17 protein-coding genes and 1 pseudogene are annotated in these 19,034 nt (G+C 69.1%); 14 read left to right on the top strand and 4 right to left on the bottom strand.

Going from position 1 to position 19,034, the window contains the following annotated elements; translation table 11 throughout:
• Positions 1 to 157: 157 nt before the first annotated feature.
• Positions 158 to 985: an alpha/beta hydrolase gene (locus NYE40_RS23020; protein ID WP_028598860.1), complete on the bottom strand. Its 828-nt coding sequence runs from the start codon at positions 983 to 985 to the stop codon at positions 158 to 160.
• A 101-nt stretch (positions 986 to 1,086) separates the two neighbouring features.
• Between NYE40_RS23020 and NYE40_RS23015 the strand changes: the two genes are divergently transcribed.
• From NYE40_RS23015 to NYE40_RS22970, 10 genes are all read left to right on the top strand, one after another.
• Positions 1,087 to 3,867: a helicase C-terminal domain-containing protein gene (locus NYE40_RS23015; protein ID WP_194843472.1), complete on the top strand. Its 2,781-nt coding sequence runs from the start codon at positions 1,087 to 1,089 to the stop codon at positions 3,865 to 3,867.
• 292 nt (positions 3,868 to 4,159) lie between these two features.
• A complete protein-coding gene (crtI, locus tag NYE40_RS23010; RefSeq protein WP_153784513.1) occupies positions 4,160 to 5,818 on the top strand; it encodes a phytoene desaturase family protein in 1,659 nt (552 codons plus the stop codon).
• Positions 5,815 to 6,117 (top strand): NAD(P)-binding protein, encoded by a 303-nt coding sequence (locus NYE40_RS23005; protein ID WP_339279026.1) that lies wholly within the window; start codon positions 5,815 to 5,817, stop codon positions 6,115 to 6,117. Before crtI (NYE40_RS23010) ends, NYE40_RS23005 begins: the two co-directional genes overlap by 4 nt.
• 21 nt (positions 6,118 to 6,138) lie before the next feature.
• Complete coding sequence (locus NYE40_RS23000; protein ID WP_339279025.1) at positions 6,139 to 7,269, top strand: FAD-dependent oxidoreductase; 1,131 nt, start codon at positions 6,139 to 6,141, stop codon at positions 7,267 to 7,269.
• Positions 7,266 to 8,225 carry a phytoene/squalene synthase family protein gene (locus tag NYE40_RS22995; protein ID WP_153784511.1) on the top strand — a complete coding sequence of 320 codons (960 nt, stop codon included), beginning with the start codon at positions 7,266 to 7,268 and terminating at the stop codon, positions 8,223 to 8,225. Before NYE40_RS23000 ends, NYE40_RS22995 begins: the two co-directional genes overlap by 4 nt.
• A complete protein-coding gene (locus NYE40_RS22990; protein ID WP_228551757.1) occupies positions 8,222 to 9,106 on the top strand; it encodes a carotenoid biosynthesis protein in 885 nt (294 codons plus the stop codon). The genes NYE40_RS22995 and NYE40_RS22990 overlap by 4 nt, the downstream gene beginning before the upstream one ends.
• Entirely contained in the window at positions 9,075 to 9,854 is a 780-nt protein-coding gene (locus tag NYE40_RS22985; RefSeq protein WP_339279024.1) for a lysophospholipid acyltransferase family protein, read from the top strand. Before NYE40_RS22990 ends, NYE40_RS22985 begins: the two co-directional genes overlap by 32 nt.
• Complete coding sequence (locus tag NYE40_RS22980) at positions 9,830 to 11,092, top strand: glycosyltransferase family 2 protein (protein ID WP_180968353.1); 1,263 nt, start codon at positions 9,830 to 9,832, stop codon at positions 11,090 to 11,092. The genes NYE40_RS22985 and NYE40_RS22980 overlap by 25 nt, the downstream gene beginning before the upstream one ends.
• The gene (gene crtI, locus NYE40_RS22975) at positions 11,089 to 12,681 is read left to right on the top strand and encodes a phytoene desaturase family protein (protein WP_101807572.1); all 1,593 of its coding nucleotides are present in this window, start codon (positions 11,089 to 11,091) and stop codon (positions 12,679 to 12,681) included. The genes NYE40_RS22980 and crtI (NYE40_RS22975) overlap by 4 nt, the downstream gene beginning before the upstream one ends.
• A gap of 139 nt (positions 12,682 to 12,820) precedes the next feature.
• Positions 12,821 to 13,588, top strand: a complete 768-nt coding sequence (locus NYE40_RS22970; protein WP_028598865.1) for a sporulation protein — start codon at positions 12,821 to 12,823, stop codon at positions 13,586 to 13,588.
• A gap of 100 nt (positions 13,589 to 13,688) precedes the next feature.
• Here the strand turns inward: NYE40_RS22970 and dat are convergent, their stop codons facing one another.
• Genes dat through NYE40_RS22955 form a run of 3 tightly spaced genes read right to left on the bottom strand, consistent with a single transcriptional unit; the run spans position 13,689 to position 16,396 of the window.
• Positions 13,689 to 15,245, bottom strand: a complete 1,557-nt coding sequence (gene dat, locus NYE40_RS22965) for a D-amino-acid transaminase (protein ID WP_339279023.1) — start codon at positions 15,243 to 15,245, stop codon at positions 13,689 to 13,691.
• A 33-nt stretch (positions 15,246 to 15,278) separates the two neighbouring features.
• Positions 15,279 to 15,917 carry a hypothetical protein gene (locus NYE40_RS22960; protein WP_101807574.1) on the bottom strand — a complete coding sequence of 213 codons (639 nt, stop codon included), beginning with the start codon at positions 15,915 to 15,917 and terminating at the stop codon, positions 15,279 to 15,281.
• Positions 15,914 to 16,396 (bottom strand): hypothetical protein, encoded by a 483-nt coding sequence (locus NYE40_RS22955; protein WP_101807575.1) that lies wholly within the window; start codon positions 16,394 to 16,396, stop codon positions 15,914 to 15,916. Before NYE40_RS22955 ends, NYE40_RS22960 begins: the two co-directional genes overlap by 4 nt.
• A 170-nt stretch (positions 16,397 to 16,566) precedes the next feature.
• On the opposite strand from NYE40_RS22955, the pseudogene NYE40_RS22950 reads away from it, so the two are divergent.
• From NYE40_RS22950 to NYE40_RS22935, 4 genes and pseudogenes are all read left to right on the top strand, one after another.
• Positions 16,567 to 16,713 (top strand): annotated as a pseudogene (locus NYE40_RS22950) (tunicamycin resistance protein); the annotation flags it as partial.
• A gap of 169 nt (positions 16,714 to 16,882) precedes the next feature.
• Positions 16,883 to 17,188, top strand: coding sequence for a hypothetical protein (locus tag NYE40_RS22945; protein ID WP_028598867.1), 306 nt, complete (start codon positions 16,883 to 16,885; stop codon positions 17,186 to 17,188).
• 177 nt (positions 17,189 to 17,365) lie between these two features.
• Positions 17,366 to 17,620: a hypothetical protein gene (locus tag NYE40_RS22940; protein ID WP_028598868.1), complete on the top strand. Its 255-nt coding sequence runs from the start codon at positions 17,366 to 17,368 to the stop codon at positions 17,618 to 17,620.
• Positions 17,621 to 17,816: 196 nt separating this feature from the next.
• Complete coding sequence (locus NYE40_RS22935; protein WP_028598869.1) at positions 17,817 to 19,019, top strand: ParM/StbA family protein; 1,203 nt, start codon at positions 17,817 to 17,819, stop codon at positions 19,017 to 19,019.
• Positions 19,020 to 19,034: the final 15 nt, after the last annotated feature.

Below are 19,034 nucleotides of genomic sequence, written 5' to 3'. Positions count from 1 at the left end.
AACAGGGATGGCGGCCGGGCTGGACCAGGGAGCGCCGGGAGTACCGGCAGTCTGGCGGTCAGCCCAGGCAGTTCGGCGGCCAGCCCCAGGAGGACCGGCACCGGCAGGCTGGCGGCCAGCCCCGCGAGCACCGGCAGTCCGGCGCTCCGGCCGCCGCCTACAGGCGCGGCACGGCCGCGTCCGGCTTCGCGAAGGCGAGCAGCGTCTCGTTGAACCTGGCCGGCTCGTCGAACAGCATCGCATGCCCGCTTTCCTCGAACCGATGCAGCTCGGCATGGGGCACGAGCTCATGCGCGCGCTCGGCCAGCTCCGGCGGACAGATCTTGTCCTTCATGCCCTGCAGCAGCGCGGTCGGCACGGTGATCGCCGGCAGATCCTGGCGCAGGTCCTCGTCGCGCAGCGATTCCATCGCCCGCACCGTGCCGTGCGCGGACGACTCGAGGCAGATCGAGCCCATCCACTGGGCGAACGGCGGCGAGGGCGTCTTGGCCGCGAACAGCTTGCCGAACGCCTCGACCATCGCCGGACGGTCCTTGTGCGCATCGTCGAGCATCTTGTCGACCTGCTGCGCGGGCGTGCCGTCCGCGAAGCCGCTCGTCTGCGTGAAGCGCGGCACGGCGGCGCCGGCGAGCATCAGGCGGGCGGCGCCATGCTCATGATGGCGGTGCATGTAGCGCGCGGCGATCGCGCCGCCCATCGAGAAGCCGACGAGCGTGAACCGCTCGAGGCCGAGCGCGTCGACGACCGCCCGCACGTCGTCGGCCATGCGGTCGTAGCCGTAGCCCTCCCACGGCGCGTCGGACTTGCCGAAGCCGCGGAAGTCGATGCCGACGAACCGCAGCCCGTGGCGCGGCAGCAGCATCGCCTGGTACTCGAACATGCGCGAGCTGGCCGGCCAGCCGTGCAGGAAGACGACCGGGTCCCCCTGTCCGACGTCCTCGACGTTCAGCTTGACGCCCGGCTCGACTTCAATCCTTTTTCCCATTTCTCTCATCCTCCTCGGTCTGGTCCGCTTCGATCCACGGCCTTGTCCTCCCCTCTTACCCCTGTCCCCCTTCGTCGACGCGCCGGGAGCGGCATGCTACAATGAAAGGCAAACGAATGTTCGGAGGCGGCGGGATGGAAGAGCGGGAAAAGGAAGGAGGGGCGGAGCTGGCCGAGGGCCGGCTGCGCATCGCCGTGCGGGCGCTGGCGGAGTACGCCTGCCGCAGCGGCAGCATCGAGTACGGCTTCCGCAGCTCGGCCGCGCTCGCCGAAGGGACCCGCATCCACAAGGAGGTCCAGGCGGCGTACGGCGAGCAGGACGAGCGGGAGCTGTTCCTGCGGGAGGAGCTGGAGCATGCGGGCGTGTCCTGGACGGTCGAGGGGCGCTGCGACGGCCTGCTGCGGGAGGGCGGCACGGAGACGATCGACGAGATCAAGTCCGTCTCGCGGCCGCTGGCGGACATTCCGGGAGACGGCTGGCCGGTCCACTGGGCGCAGGCGACGGGCTATGCCGCGATCTATGCGGAGCGGGAGGACCGGGCGGAGATGCGCGTGCAGCTCACCTATGTGCAAAAGGACACCGGAGCCGCGGTCCGCTTCGCGCGCGTCTGCTCGCGCGCCGAGCTGCGGGCCTCGCTGCTCGGGCTGCTGGAGGCGTACGCGCCGTACGCCCGCATGCTGGCGGAGCACCGCCGGCGGCGGGACGCCAGCCTCGCGGCGCTGGACTTTCCGTTCGGCGCCTTCCGGCCGGGGCAGCGCAAGCTGTCCGCCGCCGTCTACCGCACGCTCGAGACGCGCGGCGGGCTGTTCGCCAAGGCGCCGACGGGCATCGGCAAGACGATGAGCGTGCTCTGGCCGGCGGTGCGGGCGCTCGGCGAGCCCGCGGACGGCGCGGGCGGGGGCAAAGGCGGCGGCGCGGGCGTCTCGCGCCTGTTCTACCTGACGGCGCGCACGACGACCCGCGCGGCCGCCGAGGACGCGCTGCGGCGCATGGAGGCGCAAGGGCTCGTGCTGCATGCGGTGACGCTCACCGCCAAGGAGAAGATCTGCCCGCAGGAGGAAGTGCGCTGCGACGGGGCGGAATGCCCTTTTGCGGACGGCTACTTCGACCGGATCAACGGCGCGGTGCTCGACCTGCTCGGCAGCGAGACGCTCGTCACGCGCGAGACGGTGGAGCGGTACGCGCTCAAGCATCGCGTCTGCCCGTTCGAGTTCTCGCTCGACGCCGCCTACGCGGCGGACGCGGTCATCGGCGACTACAACTACGTGTTCGATCCCAAAGTGTCGCTCAAGCGGCTGCTGGCGGAGCAGGCGCGCCGCAGCGCGCTGCTCGTCGACGAGGCGCATAACCTGCCGGACCGCGCCCGCTCGATGTACTCCGCCGCGCTGGAGAAGGATCCGTTCCTCGCGCTGCAGCGCGAGCTGAAGGCATCCGCGCCCGCGCTCGCCGCCGCCGCGAAGGCCGTGAACGCCGCGTTCATCGCGCTGCGTAAGGAGATGGACGCTGGAGGCGGGGGCGCGGCAGGGCTGCGGCCGGCCGGCGGCGGCGCGTTCGCCGCGGACGAGGCGCCGGCGGAGCTGCTGGCCGCGGCGCGCGGCTTCCTCGAGGCGGCGGCCGAGACGCTGGCCGCCGGAGGAGCGCCGGCCGCCGGCGTGCCGAGCGGCGAAGCGCCGGCGGGCGCGGCGGACCCGGCGGCGGGCGATGCCGGCCCGGCCGGGCGCTCCGGCGAGGCGACGCTCCGGCAGGAGGCGCGCGCGCCGGCGGACGGGCAGCAGCGGCTGCTCGACGCCTACTATGCGGCCAAGGCGTTCGTCGCGGCCGGCGAATGGTTCGACGAGCGGTTCGCGCTCGTCCTGGAGCGCCAGCGCGGCTCGTCGGTCAAGGCGACGCTCCAATGCCTCGACCCGTCCGCGCTGCTGCGCCAGACCGGCCGCCAATACGGCGGGCGGGTGTTCTTTTCGGCGACGCTGTCGCCGCTGCCTTTTTATATGGATCAGCTGGGCGCCGAGGAGGAGGACCGCTCGCTGACGCTGCCGTCGCCGTTCGACCCGGCGCAGCTGGAGGTGCGGGTGCTGCCGCTGTCGACGAGGTACGCCGACCGCGCGCATACGCTGCAGCCGCTCGCCCGCGCCCTCGCGGACGCCGCGCTGGAGAAGGGCGGGCATTGGCTGGCCTTCTTCCCGTCCTATGCGTACATGAATGCTGCCTACGGGCAGCTGCGCGCGGAGCTCGGCGGAGAGCGGGAGCAGGCGGACGCGCGGCCGGAGTCCGGTCCGCCGGACGAGCCTGGCCGTCGGGACTGGAGCGGCGAAGCCCCGTCGGCTGCGCCGGACGGGCCAGGCCGCCGTGAACGGGACGGCGAAGGCTCGCCGGCCCCGGCGGCCGGCGCAGGAGGCGCCGGCGAGCCGGATGCTCCCGGCGGGGAGCGGGCGTTTCCGCTGCCGGACGGCCGGGAGCTGCGGCTGCAGCTCCAACGGCCGTCGATGACGGACGAGGACCGGGACCGGTTCCTGGCCGCCTATGCCGAGCCTCCGGGCGAGGACGGGCCGATCCGGCTCGGCTTCGCCGTCATGGGCGGCATCTTCTCCGAGGGCGTCGATCTGGCGGGCGACCGGCTGACCGGCGTCGCCGTCATCGGCGTCGGCCTGCCCCAGCTCGGGCCGGAGCGCGACCTGCTGGCCGCCTACGAGCAGCGCCAGGGCCGCAGCGGCTTCGACTACGCCTACGTCTATCCCGGCATCGGCAAGGTGCTGCAGGCCGGCGGGCGCCTCATCCGCAGCGAGTCGGACCGCGGCACGCTGCTGCTCGTCGACGACCGCTACGCCCAGCCCCGCTATCGGCGGCTGCTGCCGGAAGAGTGGCTGGCGGCGGAGCCGCGTTGATTGTCCCTCCATAGCCTCGGTCCGCTTCGGCGGACGGGGGCTATTGCTTTTGGGCCCGATTGCCGAATGCCGCCATGCTCGCCAGCCTCCTCCGCCTATCCAGAGCGACGATGTGCGAGGACGGATCCCCGTTCTGTCCGTACGGCCCGGCCGCATAGAAATAAAGGACAAGACCATGACGAAGAATGATTGAAAAATTATACCGATGGGTTAATATTAGTAGACGGGCTCTGTCCCTTTCCAGGCCTTGAGCCGGGCTCGGCCAACGAAACGAAGGAAGCAGGTGGGGGAAGTGGGGAAACGAATCAAGGCGGCCGTCGTCGGCGCCGGTCCGGGAGGCTTGGCCGCCGCGATGCTGCTGGCGGCTCGCGGCCACGAAGTGACGCTGCTGGAGAAGCAGGCCTACGTCGGCGGGCGGACCTCGGCGCTTCGCATCGGCGCTTACACATTCGACCGAGGACCGACGTTCCTGATGATGCTGCCGGTGCTGGAGGAGCTGTTCGAGCGGGCCGGCCGCGACGTGAGGGACTACCTGGAGCTGAAGCGGGTCGATCCGCTCTATACGCTGAAGTTCGGCGAGATCGAATTCTCTCCCGGAGGCAGCCACGAGGAGACGGCCCGCCGGGTGGAGGAGCTGTTCCCGGGCAACGGCGAGCGCTATCTCCGCTTCATGAGCCGGGAGCGGGACAAGCTGAGCCGCGTGCTGCCGCTGCTGAAGCGGCCGTTCGGCTCGGCCCGCAGCTATTTCGCGTCCGACGTGCTGCGGGCTCTGCCCAAGCTGGATGCCGCGGACACCGTACATAAGCGGCTCTCGCGCTATTTCACCGACGAGCGGCTGCGCTGGGCATTTTCGTTCCAGTCCAAATACCTCGGCATGTCGCCGTGGGAATGCCCCGGCACGTTCACGATGCTGAGCTTCCTCGAGCATGAATACGGCCTCTACCATCCGATCGGCGGACTGAACCGCATCAGCGAGGCGATGGCGGACGTCGCCCGCGAGCACGGCGCCGCCATCCGCGTCGGCGAGGGCGCGCGCCGCGTGCTGACGGACGGCAGGCGCGCCGTCGGCGTCGAGCTGGAGAGCGGGGAGCGGCTGGACGCCGACGCGATCGTCATCGGCGCGGACTTCGGCCATGCGATGACGACTTTATTCGAGCCCGGCACGCTGAAGTCCTACACGCCCGCCAGGCTGGAGAAAAAAAAGCTGTCCTTATCCACCTTCATGCTCTACCTCGGCATCGGGGCGGAGCTGCCGACGCTGCCTCATCACAAGATCGTCTTTGCGTCCGACTACCGGCGCAACGTCGACGACATGACGAAACGGATGACGCTGTCGGACGATCCCTCCCTCTACATCCATCATCCGTCGCGGCTCGACCCGACGCTGGCTCCTCCGGGAAAGTCGGCGCTCTACCTGCTGATGCCCGTCCCCAACAACCGCTCCGGGCTCGACTGGCGCGAGGAGGCGCCGCGGGTGCGCGCCGCGATGCTGGAGCGGCTGGCGGCGGAATGCGGCCTCCCCGGCGCGGCCGCCGTCGAGGCGCTCATCGAGGAGGAGCGGATGTATACGCCGGAGGACTGGGAAAAGCAGTCGTACGTCTATCGAGGCGCGACGTTCAACCTCGCGCACAGCCTGGACCAGATGATGCATCTGCGGCCCCGCAACCGCTTCGAGGAGCTGGAGGGCTGCTATCTCGTCGGCGGAGGGACGCATCCCGGCAGCGGGCTGCCGACGATCATCCAGTCGGCGATCATCAGCGCGCAGCTGCTGGAGGAGGAGCAGCGGGAGCGGTCCGGGCGAAGCGGCGGAGCCGGACGCGGCCGCTGGAGCGGCTGGAGGCCAGGACGACGCGGCGGAGCGGCTGGAGCCGCCGGTCCCCCGGCAGCGGGCGGCTCGGAGACTCGCGGAGCGCGCGGTGCTGCTGCCGCTCCGCCGGAGGTCCGCTCATGAAGGCCGCGATCATCGGCGCCGGCGTAGGCGGCCTCGTGACGGCGCTGCTGCTGCGGCGGCAAGGGCTGGAGGTGGACGTTTACGAGAAGGAGGCCCGCGTCGGAGGGCGGCTCGGCTACGAGGAGGACGGCACCGGCCGGTTCCGCATCGACCAGGGGCCGACGATCGTGCTGCTGCCGGACCTGCTCCGCGACATTCTGGCGGAGGCCGGCGTGCCGCCGGAGGACATCGAGCTGGAGCGCATCGACCCGCTGTACGACTTCTACTACCCGGACGGCTCGCGCTGGACGAAGTGGTAGGACGCCGGGCAGCAGGAGCGCGTGCTGGAGGCGGCCTATCCCGGAGGGGCGGAGGATTTCCGGCGGTACATGCGGGACATGGAGGGGCTGTTCGACTACGGCTTCGAGGCGTTCCTCTCGCGTACGTTCCCCGGAGCGCGCTCGTTCCTGACGCCGGCCAACCTGCGCTTCCTCTATCGCTCGCGCGCCTGGCGCGGGATGCATCCTTGGACGTCGGCCTATTTCCGCGACGAGCGCATCCGCGAGGCCTACTCGCTGCAGTCGCTCTACATCGGCGGCTCGCCGCTGCAGGCGCCGGCGCTGTACGGGCTCATCCCCTACAGCGAGCACAAGCACGGCATCTGGTATGTCCGGGGCGGATACGGCCGGCTGGCCGAGGCGCTGGAGCGGGCCTGCCGCCGCTCCGGCGTGCAGATCCGCCTGTCGACGCCGGTGGAGCGCGTGCGGGTGCGGGACGGGCGCTGCGAGGGACTGTCCGCCGGCGGCGAGGAGCAGGCGTACGACGCCGTCGTCTACAACGGCGACTACCCCGCCCTGGCGGGACTGCTGGACGGCTGGCGCAGCCGGCCGAAGCGCTGGATTCCTTCCTCCGGCTGCCTGCTCGTCTATCTCGGGCTCGAACGGCGCTGGGAGGAGGCGGGAGTCCACCAGTTCTTCCTGTCGGACCGGCATCTCGACCATATGAAGGATGTGTTCGGCCGCGGACGCATCAGCCGGACGCCTTCCTTCTACGCGTTCAACCCGGTCGCGGCGGATGACGGAGCGGCTCGTCCGGGAGAAAGCGTGCTCTATTTCCTCATCCCGGTGCCCGCGGACGAGCGGCTGGACTGGGACGGGGCGGGAGTGGAGCTGGTCGACCGCGTGCTGGAGCGCGCCGAGGCGCTGCGCTTTCCCGGGCTCCGGGAGGCGATCCGCTGGCGGAGCGTACGCACGCCGCGGGACGCCGCCCGGTCCGGCCTGTACCGCGGCGGCAGCTTCGGCATCGCGCCGGTGCTGAGCCAGTCCGGCGGCTTCCGGCCGCAGGTGAAGCCGCTCCCGGTCGAGCGGCTGTACGCGGTCGGAGCGTCGGTCCATCCGGGAGGAGGCATTCCGATCGTCATGCAGGGAGCCCGCCTGCTCGGGCGAATCATCGCAAAGGAGTTGGGGACATGAACAACGGCACGACAGGACTGGATGCCGCCCTCGCCGCGGAGTGCGAGGCGGTCATGAAGCGAAGCTCGGCCAGCTTTTACGAGGCGTTCCGGCTGCTGTCCTCCCCTCGTCGGGAGGCGGTATTCGTGCTTTACGCCTTTTGCCGGATGATCGACGACAGCGTGGACGAGCCCGATACGAGCCCGTACACGCTGGATGAGCTGGAGGAGCGCTTCGAGCGGCTGGAAAGCGCGGAGGGGCACTTCATCTGGCCGGCGCTGCGCTGGCTGCTGGCGAGCTTCCCGATCGGCAAGGAGCCGTTCCGCACGCAGATGGGCGGACAGCGGATGGATCAGGTCCGCACGCATTACCGCAGCATGGAGGAGCTGGAGGATTACTGCTACCGCGTCGCGGGCTCGGTCGGCGAGATGCTGCTGCCGGTGCTGCATGAGCGGCCGGGAGCGGCGATCACCGAGGCGGGCGTGTGGCTGGGCAAAGGCATGCAGATCGTCAACATCATGCGCGATGTCGGCGAGGACCAGCGGCTCGGCCGGCGCTACGTGCCGCTCGAGCTGATGGAGCGCTGCGGCTACAGCGAGGAGCAGTTCGAGCGGGGCGTCGTCAACGAGGCGTTCCTCCGCGTGCTGGAGGAGCTCGCCTCCGTCGCCGCGGAATGGTTCCGCCGAGGACTGGAAGGCATCCACACGTATCCGGCGGACAGCGCCTTCTCGATCCGCCTGGCAGCCGCCTATTACGGCGAGATCGTGGAGGCGGTGCGGGCGATCGGCGGCGAGGTGTTCACGCGGCGGGCCTATGTCGATGACGAGGGGCGGAAGCGGCTGCTGCGCGCGGTGCTGCAGGGCATGGCGGCGGCCGAGACGGCGCGCGGCGGCGAGCGGAGCCCCGAGGTCGAGGCCGGTCGAGGCGCCGGCGGCCTGGACGGGGACGAGGCCGAGCCGTCCCGGGTGGCGCTGTGAGCCGCAGCGGCGAGGCGGGGCAGGATCAGGCCGAAGCGGCTTCCTCGCCGCCGGGCGCAGCATCCCCGCTGCGGCTCGCCGAGCTCCCGCCGCCGGTCGCCCCGGCCGCTGCGCGGCGGCCCGGTCCGCCGCTGCTCGCCCGCATCGGCCTCGGCGGCTTGCCGCTGACCGCGTTTTTCCTCGTCTGGTATGCGGTCGGCTTCGTGCTGCAGGTGTTCGCGGAGGTGCCGCCCGCGCTGTCGTTCGCGAGCGGCGTCTTCCTCGTCCTGTACGCGCTCAGCGGGCTCGAGCTGCTCGCGGTCCGTACCGGCTGGCGGCGCCTGGCGGTCCCGGCGCTGCTCATCGCCGCCGGCACGTTCGCCGTCGAGTGGGTCGGCACGCATACGGGCTTCCCGTTCGGCGAGTATGTCTACACCGACGAGCTCGGCCGCATGCTCTCCGGCGTGCCGTGGACGATGGGGCTGGCCTGGATCGGCGTCATCGCGGGAGGCGCGCTGCTGTCCGGGCGGACGAGCCGGACGCGGCGGGCGCTGGAGACGGGCCTGTGGGTCGTGCTGCTCGACCTCGTGCTCGATCCGGTCGCCGAGGCGCGCGGCTTCTGGGACTGGGCCGGCGGAGGCTTCTACTACGGCATCCCGACCGCCAACTTCGTCAGCTGGTTCATCGTCGGCGCGCTGCTCAGCCTGCTGCTGCCGGCCGTCTCCTGCGGCGCGCGCGAGCGGCGGCTGGCGCTGCGGCTGTACCAGCTCATGCTGCTGCTGTTCGGCCTGCTGGCGCTGCGCGCCGGACTGACCGCCGCGTTTGTCCTCTCCCTCTTTTGGATCGCGCTCGCCGAAGGGAGGGTCCGCCTTGATTCCCGCCGCCAAGAGCGTTCCGTTTAGACGGCTGTTCGCGCTCTACCAGAGCCTCTATCTGTTCCCCCGGCATCTGCACGGCGTCTATCTGTGGGGCGAGCTGGAGCCGGAGGCGAGCGCAGGCGCGGACGCGGCTGGCGTCGGCAAGCTGCCGGTCGTGTATGCCGCCAACCATGTGTCCTGGTGGGACGGGCTTGTCCTGTTCCAGCTGACGGAGCGGCTGACGCAGTCGGATCCGTACATCCTGATGGATGAAAAAGGCTTGAGAGAATACCCGTTCTTCCGCCGCCTCGGGGCGTTCTCGGTGAACCGGGACCAGCCCCGCGACACGCTCGCCTCGCTCGCCTACGCGGAGACCAAGCTGCGCGCCGGGCATCCGCTGTGGATCTTCCCGCAGGGCGCGATCACGCCGCCGGATCGGCCGATCGAGGCGCTCGGCGGCATCGGGCATCTGCTGCGGCGGCTCGGCCCGGCCGAGCTGCGTCCGGTGACGCTGCATTATGCGCTCGGCGACCACCAGAAGCCGGCGGCGACCGTCATGGCCGGCGAGCCGATCCGGCGCGATTGGTCCGCGCTGAGCCGGGACGAGGCGGCGGCGCTCGTCGCCGGGCTGCTGCAGCGCCAGCTGGAAGTCCATCGCCGGGAGCTGACGGATCGGCCGCTTCCGGACGGAGGGCGCTTCCGGCTCGCGCTGCGGGGAGGGCGCTCCACCTCGGACCGCTATCGCGGGTGGAAGGAGGGATGGCGCGGATGGAAGCCATTTTCGCGCTCGTAGCCGCAGCGCTTTTGCTGCAGCTCGTTTTCATTGTATGGAACACTCGGTATTACCGACCGCTTGGCGACAGGGGGAAGCGGGCATTTCCCGCACCCGGAACGGCAGAGAGGAAGGCGGAGGCAGAGAAGGATTCTCTTCCAAACGCGCTCCATCTCTCTGAATCGCGGGATTTTAATCGAAGTAATCCTGAGAATGACATTGTATTACCAAGTGATATTTCCGTTCTCATCCCTGCCCGCAACGAGGAGCGGAACCTGCCGCGCTGCCTGGAAAGCCTGCTCGCGCAGCGCGGCCGGCCGCGGGAAATTCTCGTCCTCGACGACCGTTCGGACGATGACACGGCGGACATCGCCCGGCGATTCGCCCGGCTGCCGGACTCGCGTATCCGGCTGCTGGACGGCCGCGAGCTGCCGGAAGGCTGGCTCGGCAAGTCTCATGCCTGCGCCCAGCTGGCGGCGGAGGCGTCGGGCAGATGGCTGCTGTTCCTCGATGCCGATGTCGCGCTCGAGCCGGAGGCGCTGGAGGCGGCGGCCCGCGAGGCTTCCGCGCAGCGGAGCGGACTCGTCAGCGGCTTCCCCCGGCAGGAGACCGGCACCTGGATGGAAAAGCTCGTCGTGCCGATGATGCTGTTCACGATCCTCTGCCATCTGCCGCTGCGGCTCGTGAGCCGCTCGCGCGATCCGCGCTTCGCGGCGGCGAATGGCGCGTTCATCCTGATCGCCGCCGACAGCTACCGGCGGATCGGCGGACATGCCGCGGTCCGCTCGTCGCTGCTCGACGACATGGAGCTGATCCGTCTCGCCAAGCGCGGCGGGGAGCCGGCGCGGCTCGCCCGCATCGACGCGCTCGCCTCCAGCCGCATGTACCGCGGCGCCGCCGAGGTGTGGACCGGCTACCGCAAAAACCTGTTCCCCGGCCTCGGCCGCAGCCTGCCGCTGCTGCTGGCGGTGAGCGCGGCTTATGCGGCGCTCTACCTGCTGCCTGCGGCGGGGCTGCTGGCGGGGCTCGCGGCGTGGGCGGCCTCAGGCCAGCCCCCGGCGTGGCTGCCGGCGGCCGCCGCGGCATGGGCGCTCGGCGCGCTCGTCAAGCTCGCGGTCGACGTCCGCGGAGCGGTGTCGGCCGCCTACTGCCTGCTGCTGCCGGCGAGCATCGCGCTCGTGCTGCTGATCGGGGCGGACTCGGCCCGCTGCCATTACCGCAAGCGGGGCTACGAATGGAAAGGAAGGCGATACGCATGAACGACGGGTCCAGACTCGGCCGCGGCCCTGAGCCGCCGCCCGCGCGCCCCGCAGCCTCGAGCTCCGGCCGGACCGGACGCCGCATCGCCGTCGTCGGAGGCGGGCTCGGCGGCCTGTCCTGCGCGATCCATCTGGCGGCCCGGGGCTGCCGGGTGACGCTGCTGGAGAAGGAGCCGGAGCTCGGCGGCAAGCTGCAGCGCGTCGAGGAGGGCGGCTACCGCTTCGACAACGGGCCGAGCACGCTGACGATGCAGCCCGTATTCGACGCCGTATTCGACGCCGCGGGGCGGAAGCGCGAGGACTACGTGCGCTTCCGGCCGCTCGATCCGATCGCGCGCAGCCGCTTCGCGGACGGGTCGGTCGTCGACCTGACCGCCGACGCGGAGCGGATGGAGGCGCAGATCGCCGCCTACAGCCCCGAGGATGCGCGGAGCTACCGCGCCTACATGCGGGAGAGCGCGCGGCTGCATGCGCTCGCCGAGCGGGAGTTTCTGAGCGGGCTCATCCTCGACTGGAAGGACCGGCTGCGTCCGTCGCTGCTCGCCGGCTTCGCCCGCATCCGTCCGCTCGCCTCGATGGACCGCGTGCTGCGGAGCTATTTCCGCCACCCGAACACGCTCGCGATGTTCGGCCGCTATGCGACCTACGTCGGCTCGGCTCCGCGGCAGACGCCGGCCGTCTTCAACATGATGGCGCATATCGAGGCAGGAGACGGTGGCGGCAGCGGCGTATTCGCCGCGGACGGCGGCAGCTACGCGATTGTGGAGGCGTACGCGCGGCTCGCCCGCGAGCTCGGCGTGGACATCCGCACGCGGGCCGAGGTCCGGCGCATCGCCGTCCTGCACGGCCGAGCGGCCGGCGTCGAGACGGACGGCGGCTTCGTCCGGGCCGACGCCGTCGTCCTGAACGCCGATCCGCTCGAGGCGCTGCGCCGGCTCGTGCCGGAGCTCCATCGCCCGTCGACGCCCGATCGGAGGCTCGACCGGCTGGAGCCTTCGGTAGCGGGCTTCGTGCTGCTGCTCGGACTGCGCGGAGAGCTGGGCGGCCTGCTGCATCACAATGTCTTTTTCCCGGACGACTACGAGGCGGAGTTCGACGACCTGTTCGGACGGCGGGAGCTGCCGGCCGATCCGGCCATTTATGTGTGCCGGTCGGGCGGCGGGGCGGCGGCGGGAACGGTCGGCGGCAGCGGGCGGACGAGCTTGTTCGCCCTCGTCAACGCGCCGGCCCAGCGGGACGGGCTGGACTACGAGGCGCTCAAGGACGCCTATGCCGAGCGCATCCTCAGCCTGCTCGAGGCCCGCGGCCTGAGCGGCATCGCGGAGCGGACGGACCCGCAGGCGGGCGGCCTGCGCCGCGTGCTGACGCCGGACGATCTGGCCCGGCGGACGGGCGCCTGGCGCGGAGCGATCTACGGCATGTCGTCGAACCGGCCGAGCCAGGCGTTCTTCCGTTTTCCGAGCCGGGACCGCGACATCCGCGGCCTCTGGTATGCGGGCGGCTCCGCCCATCCCGGCGGCGGCACGCCGATCGTCACGATCGGCGGGCGGCTCGTCGCGGAGCGGCTGCTGGAGGAGCTGGGCGATTAGCGCGAATTCCAATATGCGGGTGAAACTTTTTTCCAGATTGAGCCGTATCCATCTCCAGCATCATTCCCCGGCCGGCAGTCCTGAAGCGGACCCGTGGGCGAGCGGAATGAGCAACTATCGGTCAGGGAGCGTGGGCGGCATGTCCTTCTTCAAAAACATGATGGCTTCGATGGGAATCGGAGCGGCCAAGGTCGAGACGGTGCTGGAGGTGCCGTACAGCGGCGTCCGTCCCGGAGACGAGATCTCCGGGCGGATCCTCGTCGAGGGCGGAGCGGTTCCGCAGCAGATCAACGGCATTGAGCTCGTGCTCATGACGAGCTATATCAAGGAAGTGAACGACAGCAAGGTCAGAGAGAACGTCGCGCTGGCCCGCCTGCCGCTGCGCGAGTCGTTCCAGATCGGCGCCGGCAGCCGCGAGGAATTCGACTTCCGCTGGGTGCTGCCGCAGCATACGCCGATCACGGCCGGCGGCACGCAGGTGTGGATCAAGACGTCGCTCGACATCGCGAGCGCCCTCGATGCGGCGGACAACGACTACATCAAGGTGCTGCCGCATCCGCTCGTCGCCAGCGTGCTGGAGGCCGTCGAGCGCCTTGGCTTCCGCACCCGCGAGGTGGAGTGCAAGCATGTCGGGCATTCGCGCTACGGAGTGCCGGTGCTGCAGGAATTCGAGTTCGTGCCGCGCACGCGCGAGTTCGGCCGGCTCGACGAGCTGGAGATGGTGTTCCTCCCGTCCCCGGGCTACGTAGACGTGATGATGGAGGTCGACCGCCGGGGCGGCGCCTTCTCCGAATGGCTCGGCACCGACGAGACGCGCGCTTCGTTCCGCCTGCACGAGGCGGATGTGCGGCGCGGCCCCGATGCGCTGGCGCGGGAGCTCGGCGCCCGCATCCGCAGCTATATGTAGCGACGGCAAAAAGCCTCCTTTCCGACCTTCGGCCGGAAAGGAGGCTTTTTTCATGCGATGCGGGCTCCGCTCAGGCGGACGCCCGCTCGCTCGCTCGCAATCAGCGCTGGCGCGTCAGCTCGGCGTAGCGCGCGTGGATCGCGCGCGCGACCGGCCCCGGCGAGCCGGAGCCGATCGGACCGCGCCCATGGACGCCGGCGATCGGTACGAGCTCAATGCCGCTGCTCGTCAGGAACGCCTCGTCGGCGGCCAGCAGCTCCTCCGGCCCGAACGCTTCCTCGATGAACGGGATGCCCTGCTCCTCGGCGATGCGGCGCACGGCGATGCGGGCGATGCCGCCGAGGATATGGTTGGTCGCCGGATGCGTGCGGATCGCGCCGTCCCGGACGAGATAGGCGTTGGAGCTCGAGCCCTCGGTCACGAAGCCGTCCCGCACGAGCACCGCCTCGAAGCAGCCCGCCTCCACGGCGGCCTGCTTGGCGAGGATATTCGGCAGCAGGTTGAGCGACTTGATGTGGCAGTTCAGCCAGCGCTCGTCCGGATGGAGCAGCACCTGCACGCCTTGCTCGCGGACGCCGGGGGCGAGCTCGCGCCACAGCTTGATCGTCATCGTCAGCGAGGACGGCACCGACGGAAAGGCGTGGTTGCGCGGCGCGACGCCCCGCGTCACCTGCAGGTAGATGTCGCCGCTGGCGAGGCCGCTGCGCGTGACGAGCTCGTCCATGATCGCGCGCAGCTCGTCGCGGTCCGGCGCGATGTCGATGCGGATCAGGTCGGCGCTGCGGTACAGCCGGTCGAGATGCTCCTCCAGCATGAACGGATGGCCCTCGTACACGCGGAAAAATTCATAGACGCCGTCGCCGAACTGATGGCCGCGCTCCTCGATCGGCAGCACCAGCTCCTCCAGCGACACGAAGCGTCCGTTGATATAGCCGAGACTTGTCATGCTTGCTTCCTCCTTCGGATGAATGCGTTCTTCCTGCGGCACGCCTATGGGCCCGGAGCCGTCCGCCAGCCGGACGAGCGGCCAGCGCTCCAGCCAGCCCTTGGCCGCCACCCGCCGCGCGAACAGCGACGGATCGCGCTGCAGCGGGCTCGGGCGCAGCTTCATGGCGAACAGGTCGCTCAGCCCGTGCGGGGCGAGCGCCTCGACCTGATCGTCCGACGAGAGCCGCAGGGCGACGGCGGTGGCGGTCTCGGGCCAGCGGCTCATCGCGTCCGCCACGCCGGCGAACGGCTCGTCCCCGTTGATCGGGTGCATGCGCGCCTGGTTTTTGACCGACCAACGCAGGCCTGGCCTGGCCGCGGCGAGCGCCTGCTCCCACGGCTTTTCGGCAGCCTCGTCGGGGCAGGCGGGATCAAAGTAGACGACATCGGCGTCGTCCAGGGGCGTGCGCTCGGCGCGTCCGTGCAGACGGTCCCAGACGAGGTTGCGGACATAGCCGGCGGCGAGCCAGGCCCCGGGCGGACCGTGCTCGCGGACCTGCCGCAGATCGGCGAGCAGCTCCGGCTCCGAGGCCGCGAAGTCCAGCAGGCGGCGCAGCAGGGCGGCCTCGGCGTCGCGGCCGGGCGCGTTTCGTTCGGATTCACAGGCATCGGATCGGTTCGTCAGAGATCGGCCTCCTCCCGCATCGGAATCGTGATCAGCATTCAGCATACTGCGGACAGAGGGGCGTGCACAACCTCGCGCTCACGATTCGAAGCGGGCTTCGCGATTCGACTCGCTCACCTCGTAGAGCAGCTTGCCGTCCTTGTCGTACGCCTGCAGCTCCACCTGTCCTCGGTAAGGCGGCTCCCCGTCCTTCAGGGGCGTCACGTGAAAGGCTTGGTAGAATCCTTCGGCAAAAACGGGCTCCGAGCTGTTCCCGTCCGGCCAGGCGATGCGGATCGAAGCGATCCGTCCATCGCCGATCTGGCCCGCCAGCATATAGGTGCTTTTGCGGCGATCGTTGTTGATGCTCCAGAGCATATTGACGGCAATGTCCTCGTCCATCGGATGGGAGATGCCGATGGCGGAGCCGCTCCACAGCACGCCGAGGATGCGCTTCAGTTTTACCTGGTGAATCAAGCCGTGCTCGCGGTCGAGCAGCAGCGCCGCCTGCACGCGGTCCGGGCCGGCCAGGGAGGAGACCAGGGACGCCGGCGGGTACTCGAATCCGTAGAGCAGCCGATTGGCCGCGCCTTCCGGCGTGCGGGACCAGCCGCTCCAAAACGGCGAGAAGGAGAGCGCCGCGAGCAGCAGGATGACAATCCAGCGGATCAAATGGCCTTTCCAGAGGGGACGGGATGAGCGGGCTTCGGGCTGCGGGGACGAGAGGTCATGCGTCATGGGGAATCCTCCTTCGCCAGCGGAATGTGGAATGCGGCCGACTGGCCGTAGGACTCGGCGATGACGTCGACCGACTGGGCCGACTCCGGCAGGCCGCGGAAGACGAGTCCGCCCCGTTCAAGCCAGAACGAGCTCGTGGCGGCCCCGCTTGAGCGGGTGAGCACGGTGCCGTCGTCGGCTTTTACGAGAACATCTCGGGGCAGTCCGCTTCCATAGAAAAATTTCCAGGAGGTCAGATAGATCCTGATGTCCGAGCCGTTCACGGACGCCCCCTCGACGCGGAGCCTGGAGCCGTAGTAAGGCCGGTACGATGGGTCCGAGGCGGGGAAATAGCGGCCTTCGCGGTCAGCGGTCTTTTGGCCGAAGTCCTTGAAATAGGTCTCCGGCAACGGGATCAGCTGAGCGAGCAGGAAGAAGGAGAGCAGCAGGATCAAGATGGTTTCCAGAATCTTCAGACTGTAGAGCAGGCGGGATTTCAAGCGACGAGTCTCCTTTCCGAATCGCGATAGCGAATGATCCCTATCATACCAGCGCTGGGCATGAATGGAAACCGGATCGTTCCATCGCAACCTTCGCTCGATCCGGCTCGTCCTAAGGGCAGCATCGGCCCGCGCAAGAGCGGGCAAGCGGGAGAAGAGGAGGCGAGGGAATGGGCGCCATCATCTGGATCAACGGAGCGTTCGGCTCCGGCAAGACGCAGACCGCCTGGGAGCTGCATCGGCGGCTGCCGGGCTCGTTCGTGTTCGACCCGGAGAACGCCGGGTACTACATCCGCGAGAACCTGCCGGCGGAGCTGGAGGCTTCTTTTCCATGAGCGGGCTCTTCCCGAGCGGATGCCGGTCTTGGCTGCCAAGGGAACAACCGCCGCCGAGAGCGGTTGAACCAGGAAAGAAACGAAGCCGAATCGGCTTGCGGTTCGTACCCAGTTCCATGGAAACGAAACGAGGGAAAGAGGAGGAGAACCGATGAAGAAACGCGGACGCTGGATTTGGCTCGCCGTGACGCTGGCGCTGCTGGTCGCGATCGGAGGCTGCACCGCCTGGTATTTCAGCACGGAGAACGGCTCCAGGCAGCTGAAGACCTGGAAGTCGAACAATGCCGGAGGACTGGAGCGGACCGTCAAGGTGTACGACCAGAACGGAAATCTGCTACAGCAGTATGAGGGACGCATCGACATCCAGGACACGGAGTACGGCAACAAGGTGCTGTTCGACCTGAACGGCAAGCGCATCGTGATCTACAACGCCACCGTCATCGTCGAGGAAAAATAACCGGTCCCCGCCGCGCGCGGCCAGGTTTCCCCTTACTTCGACACGGGGGCTGGGTTACACTGGGTATGCCTGTACCGGCCTATGGTCCGGCTCCGTCCGCACCGGCGTCCGACAACAGCTGACCCGGCCCGACAGACGCCAGCCGACGCCAGCTTCGTTCGAAGAAGGAGGAAGCCGATGGAAACGCTTGCCGCCTCGCTGTTCTTTCTCATCTACGCGCTCGTCGCCGGAGTGCTGGTGTACCGGCTGCGCAAGGGCACGTTCCGCCGCCTGCGCAAGGAAAACGCCGGACTCGTCGCGCTCGTGCTGCTCCAGCTGCTTCTCCTGAACGGCACGGCCGCGCTCAAAACGGTGCTCGGAGCGGCGATGGCGGCGCTGTTCGCGGTCGGCTGGCTGCTGGCGGACAAGGCCCGGCAGCGCGGACAGCCGTGACGATTGCCCAGGAAATATTCCCCTGAACGGGGAACAAGCTGTGAACTTGCCGGACTACGGAAGGAAAACCGCTGCCCCTGTCGAATGATATTACCAGGCAATACCGCCTGGCCGTGAACAGGGCGCGCCCGCGCCCGGCCGGCCGAGGCCGGCCACAACCGCTCTCCCGAGCCGAGAGACGAGGAGGAACCGAAACATGAAGGTACATTTTCAGGTAGGCAACGACAACGGCAACAGCGAGCATGATCTGTTCGTCGACGGCAAGATGATCCGCCAGCCGAACGTATGCTGCCGGGTGGACAAGCTTCCGTGGAGCGACGAGCTGCCGCCGGAGAGCTTCATCCGCAACCTGCAGGACCAGCTGATCGTCACGATCGATTCCCCGGCGGCGCGCCCGGGCATGTACTATATCGGCAAGTTCGCCCTGATGAGCGGCGAGCTGCTGGAGAATCTGCAGATCGGCATCGACAACAAGGCCGACATGGATCTGCCCATCATCAACACGCTTGCGCAGGTCGCGGCGGTAGCCGTGCAGCGCGCCTACGACGAGGCCAAAGGCGTGCCGAGCGAGCCGATCGAGGTGACGGTCGACATGGCGACGGCGCTGCCGGTCACGCAGCATACCGACGAGAACGCGGCGAAGTTCGAAGCCAAGTTCACCGAGGGCACGCACCGCGTCACCGTCCACCTCAACAAGATGCGCGTGCCGGTAAGCATCGTCTTCGACTACGTCAAGGCGATTCCGGAAGCGACTCCGGTCGTATTCGCCCTGCAAAAGGACCGCGAGGGCGCTTGGCGCTCGGGCGACATTTTCGCCGAGTTCGTCGAAGCGTACGAGCTGGGGTCCAAGTTCAACGGCTCGTACTTCAAGGACAAGCGCGTGCTGCATACGGACATCGGCGACGGATCGACGGAATATCCGATCACCGAGGGCAACAAGTTCCTGCGCCAGTTCGTGCACGGCAGCCATCACGGCGCCGGCTACGCGATCGAGGAAGCGCTCGACGACTTCAACCGGCTCGTGCATCTGCCGGACAGCCCGCGCCAGTTTTTCAGCGACGTCATCAAAAACCCGCAGCATAAATACCATAGCCGCGCGATCCAGACGCTGCGCCGTCCGCTCGAGGGACAAGCCCGCCATATCGTGCAGAACCTCCGCAAGCAGCTGACCAAGGCGCGTAACGAGATCGACGTCATCTGCGTGTACGGCGGGGGCAGCGTGCTCATGAAGCCGATCCTGCAGCCGATGCTCCAGGAGCTGTGCGAGGAGCGCGAGATCAAGCTGCTCTACATTCCGGCCGAGCATGCGGTGACGATGAACGCCGAGGGCCTCGATGCCTTCGTGCGCGGCAAGATCTTCGAGGCGCTCAAGGCCAAGGGCCCGAAGCAGCCGGCCTGAGGCCGGCACAGAACG

This window comes from Paenibacillus sp. FSL W8-1187 (assembly GCF_037965485.1).
In the GTDB taxonomy this organism is placed as follows: Bacteria; Bacillota; Bacilli; order Paenibacillales; family Paenibacillaceae; genus Paenibacillus_O; species Paenibacillus_O pasadenensis.
The sequence above is the reverse complement of the archived record's forward strand: the minus strand, read 5'-3'. Positions and strand labels throughout refer to the sequence as shown.

Bases quoted from the DNA above. Each gene is read 5' to 3' on its own strand.
- NYE40_RS23020 (WP_028598860.1), bottom strand. From the start codon at position 985: ATGGGAAAAAGGATTGAAGTCGAGCCGGGCGTCAAGCTGAACGTCGAG.
- NYE40_RS22940 (WP_028598868.1), top strand. From the start codon at position 17,366: ATGGAAACGCTTGCCGCCTCGCTGTTCTTTCTCATCTACGCGCTCGTC.
- NYE40_RS22995 (WP_153784511.1), top strand. From the start codon at position 7,266: ATGAACAACGGCACGACAGGACTGGATGCCGCCCTCGCCGCGGAGTGC.
- NYE40_RS22945 (WP_028598867.1), top strand. From the start codon at position 16,883: ATGAAGAAACGCGGACGCTGGATTTGGCTCGCCGTGACGCTGGCGCTG.
- NYE40_RS22970 (WP_028598865.1), top strand. From the start codon at position 12,821: ATGTCCTTCTTCAAAAACATGATGGCTTCGATGGGAATCGGAGCGGCC.
- NYE40_RS23015 (WP_194843472.1), top strand. From the start codon at position 1,087: ATGAAAGGCAAACGAATGTTCGGAGGCGGCGGGATGGAAGAGCGGGAA.
- NYE40_RS22960 (WP_101807574.1), bottom strand. From the start codon at position 15,917: ATGACGCATGACCTCTCGTCCCCGCAGCCCGAAGCCCGCTCATCCCGT.
- NYE40_RS22935 (WP_028598869.1), top strand. From the start codon at position 17,817: ATGAAGGTACATTTTCAGGTAGGCAACGACAACGGCAACAGCGAGCAT.
- NYE40_RS22980 (WP_180968353.1), top strand. From the start codon at position 9,830: ATGGAAGCCATTTTCGCGCTCGTAGCCGCAGCGCTTTTGCTGCAGCTC.
- NYE40_RS23005 (WP_339279026.1), top strand. From the start codon at position 5,815: ATGAAGGCCGCGATCATCGGCGCCGGCGTAGGCGGCCTCGTGACGGCG.
- dat (WP_339279023.1), bottom strand. From the start codon at position 15,245: ATGCTGAATGCTGATCACGATTCCGATGCGGGAGGAGGCCGATCTCTG.
- crtI (WP_101807572.1), top strand. From the start codon at position 11,089: ATGAACGACGGGTCCAGACTCGGCCGCGGCCCTGAGCCGCCGCCCGCG.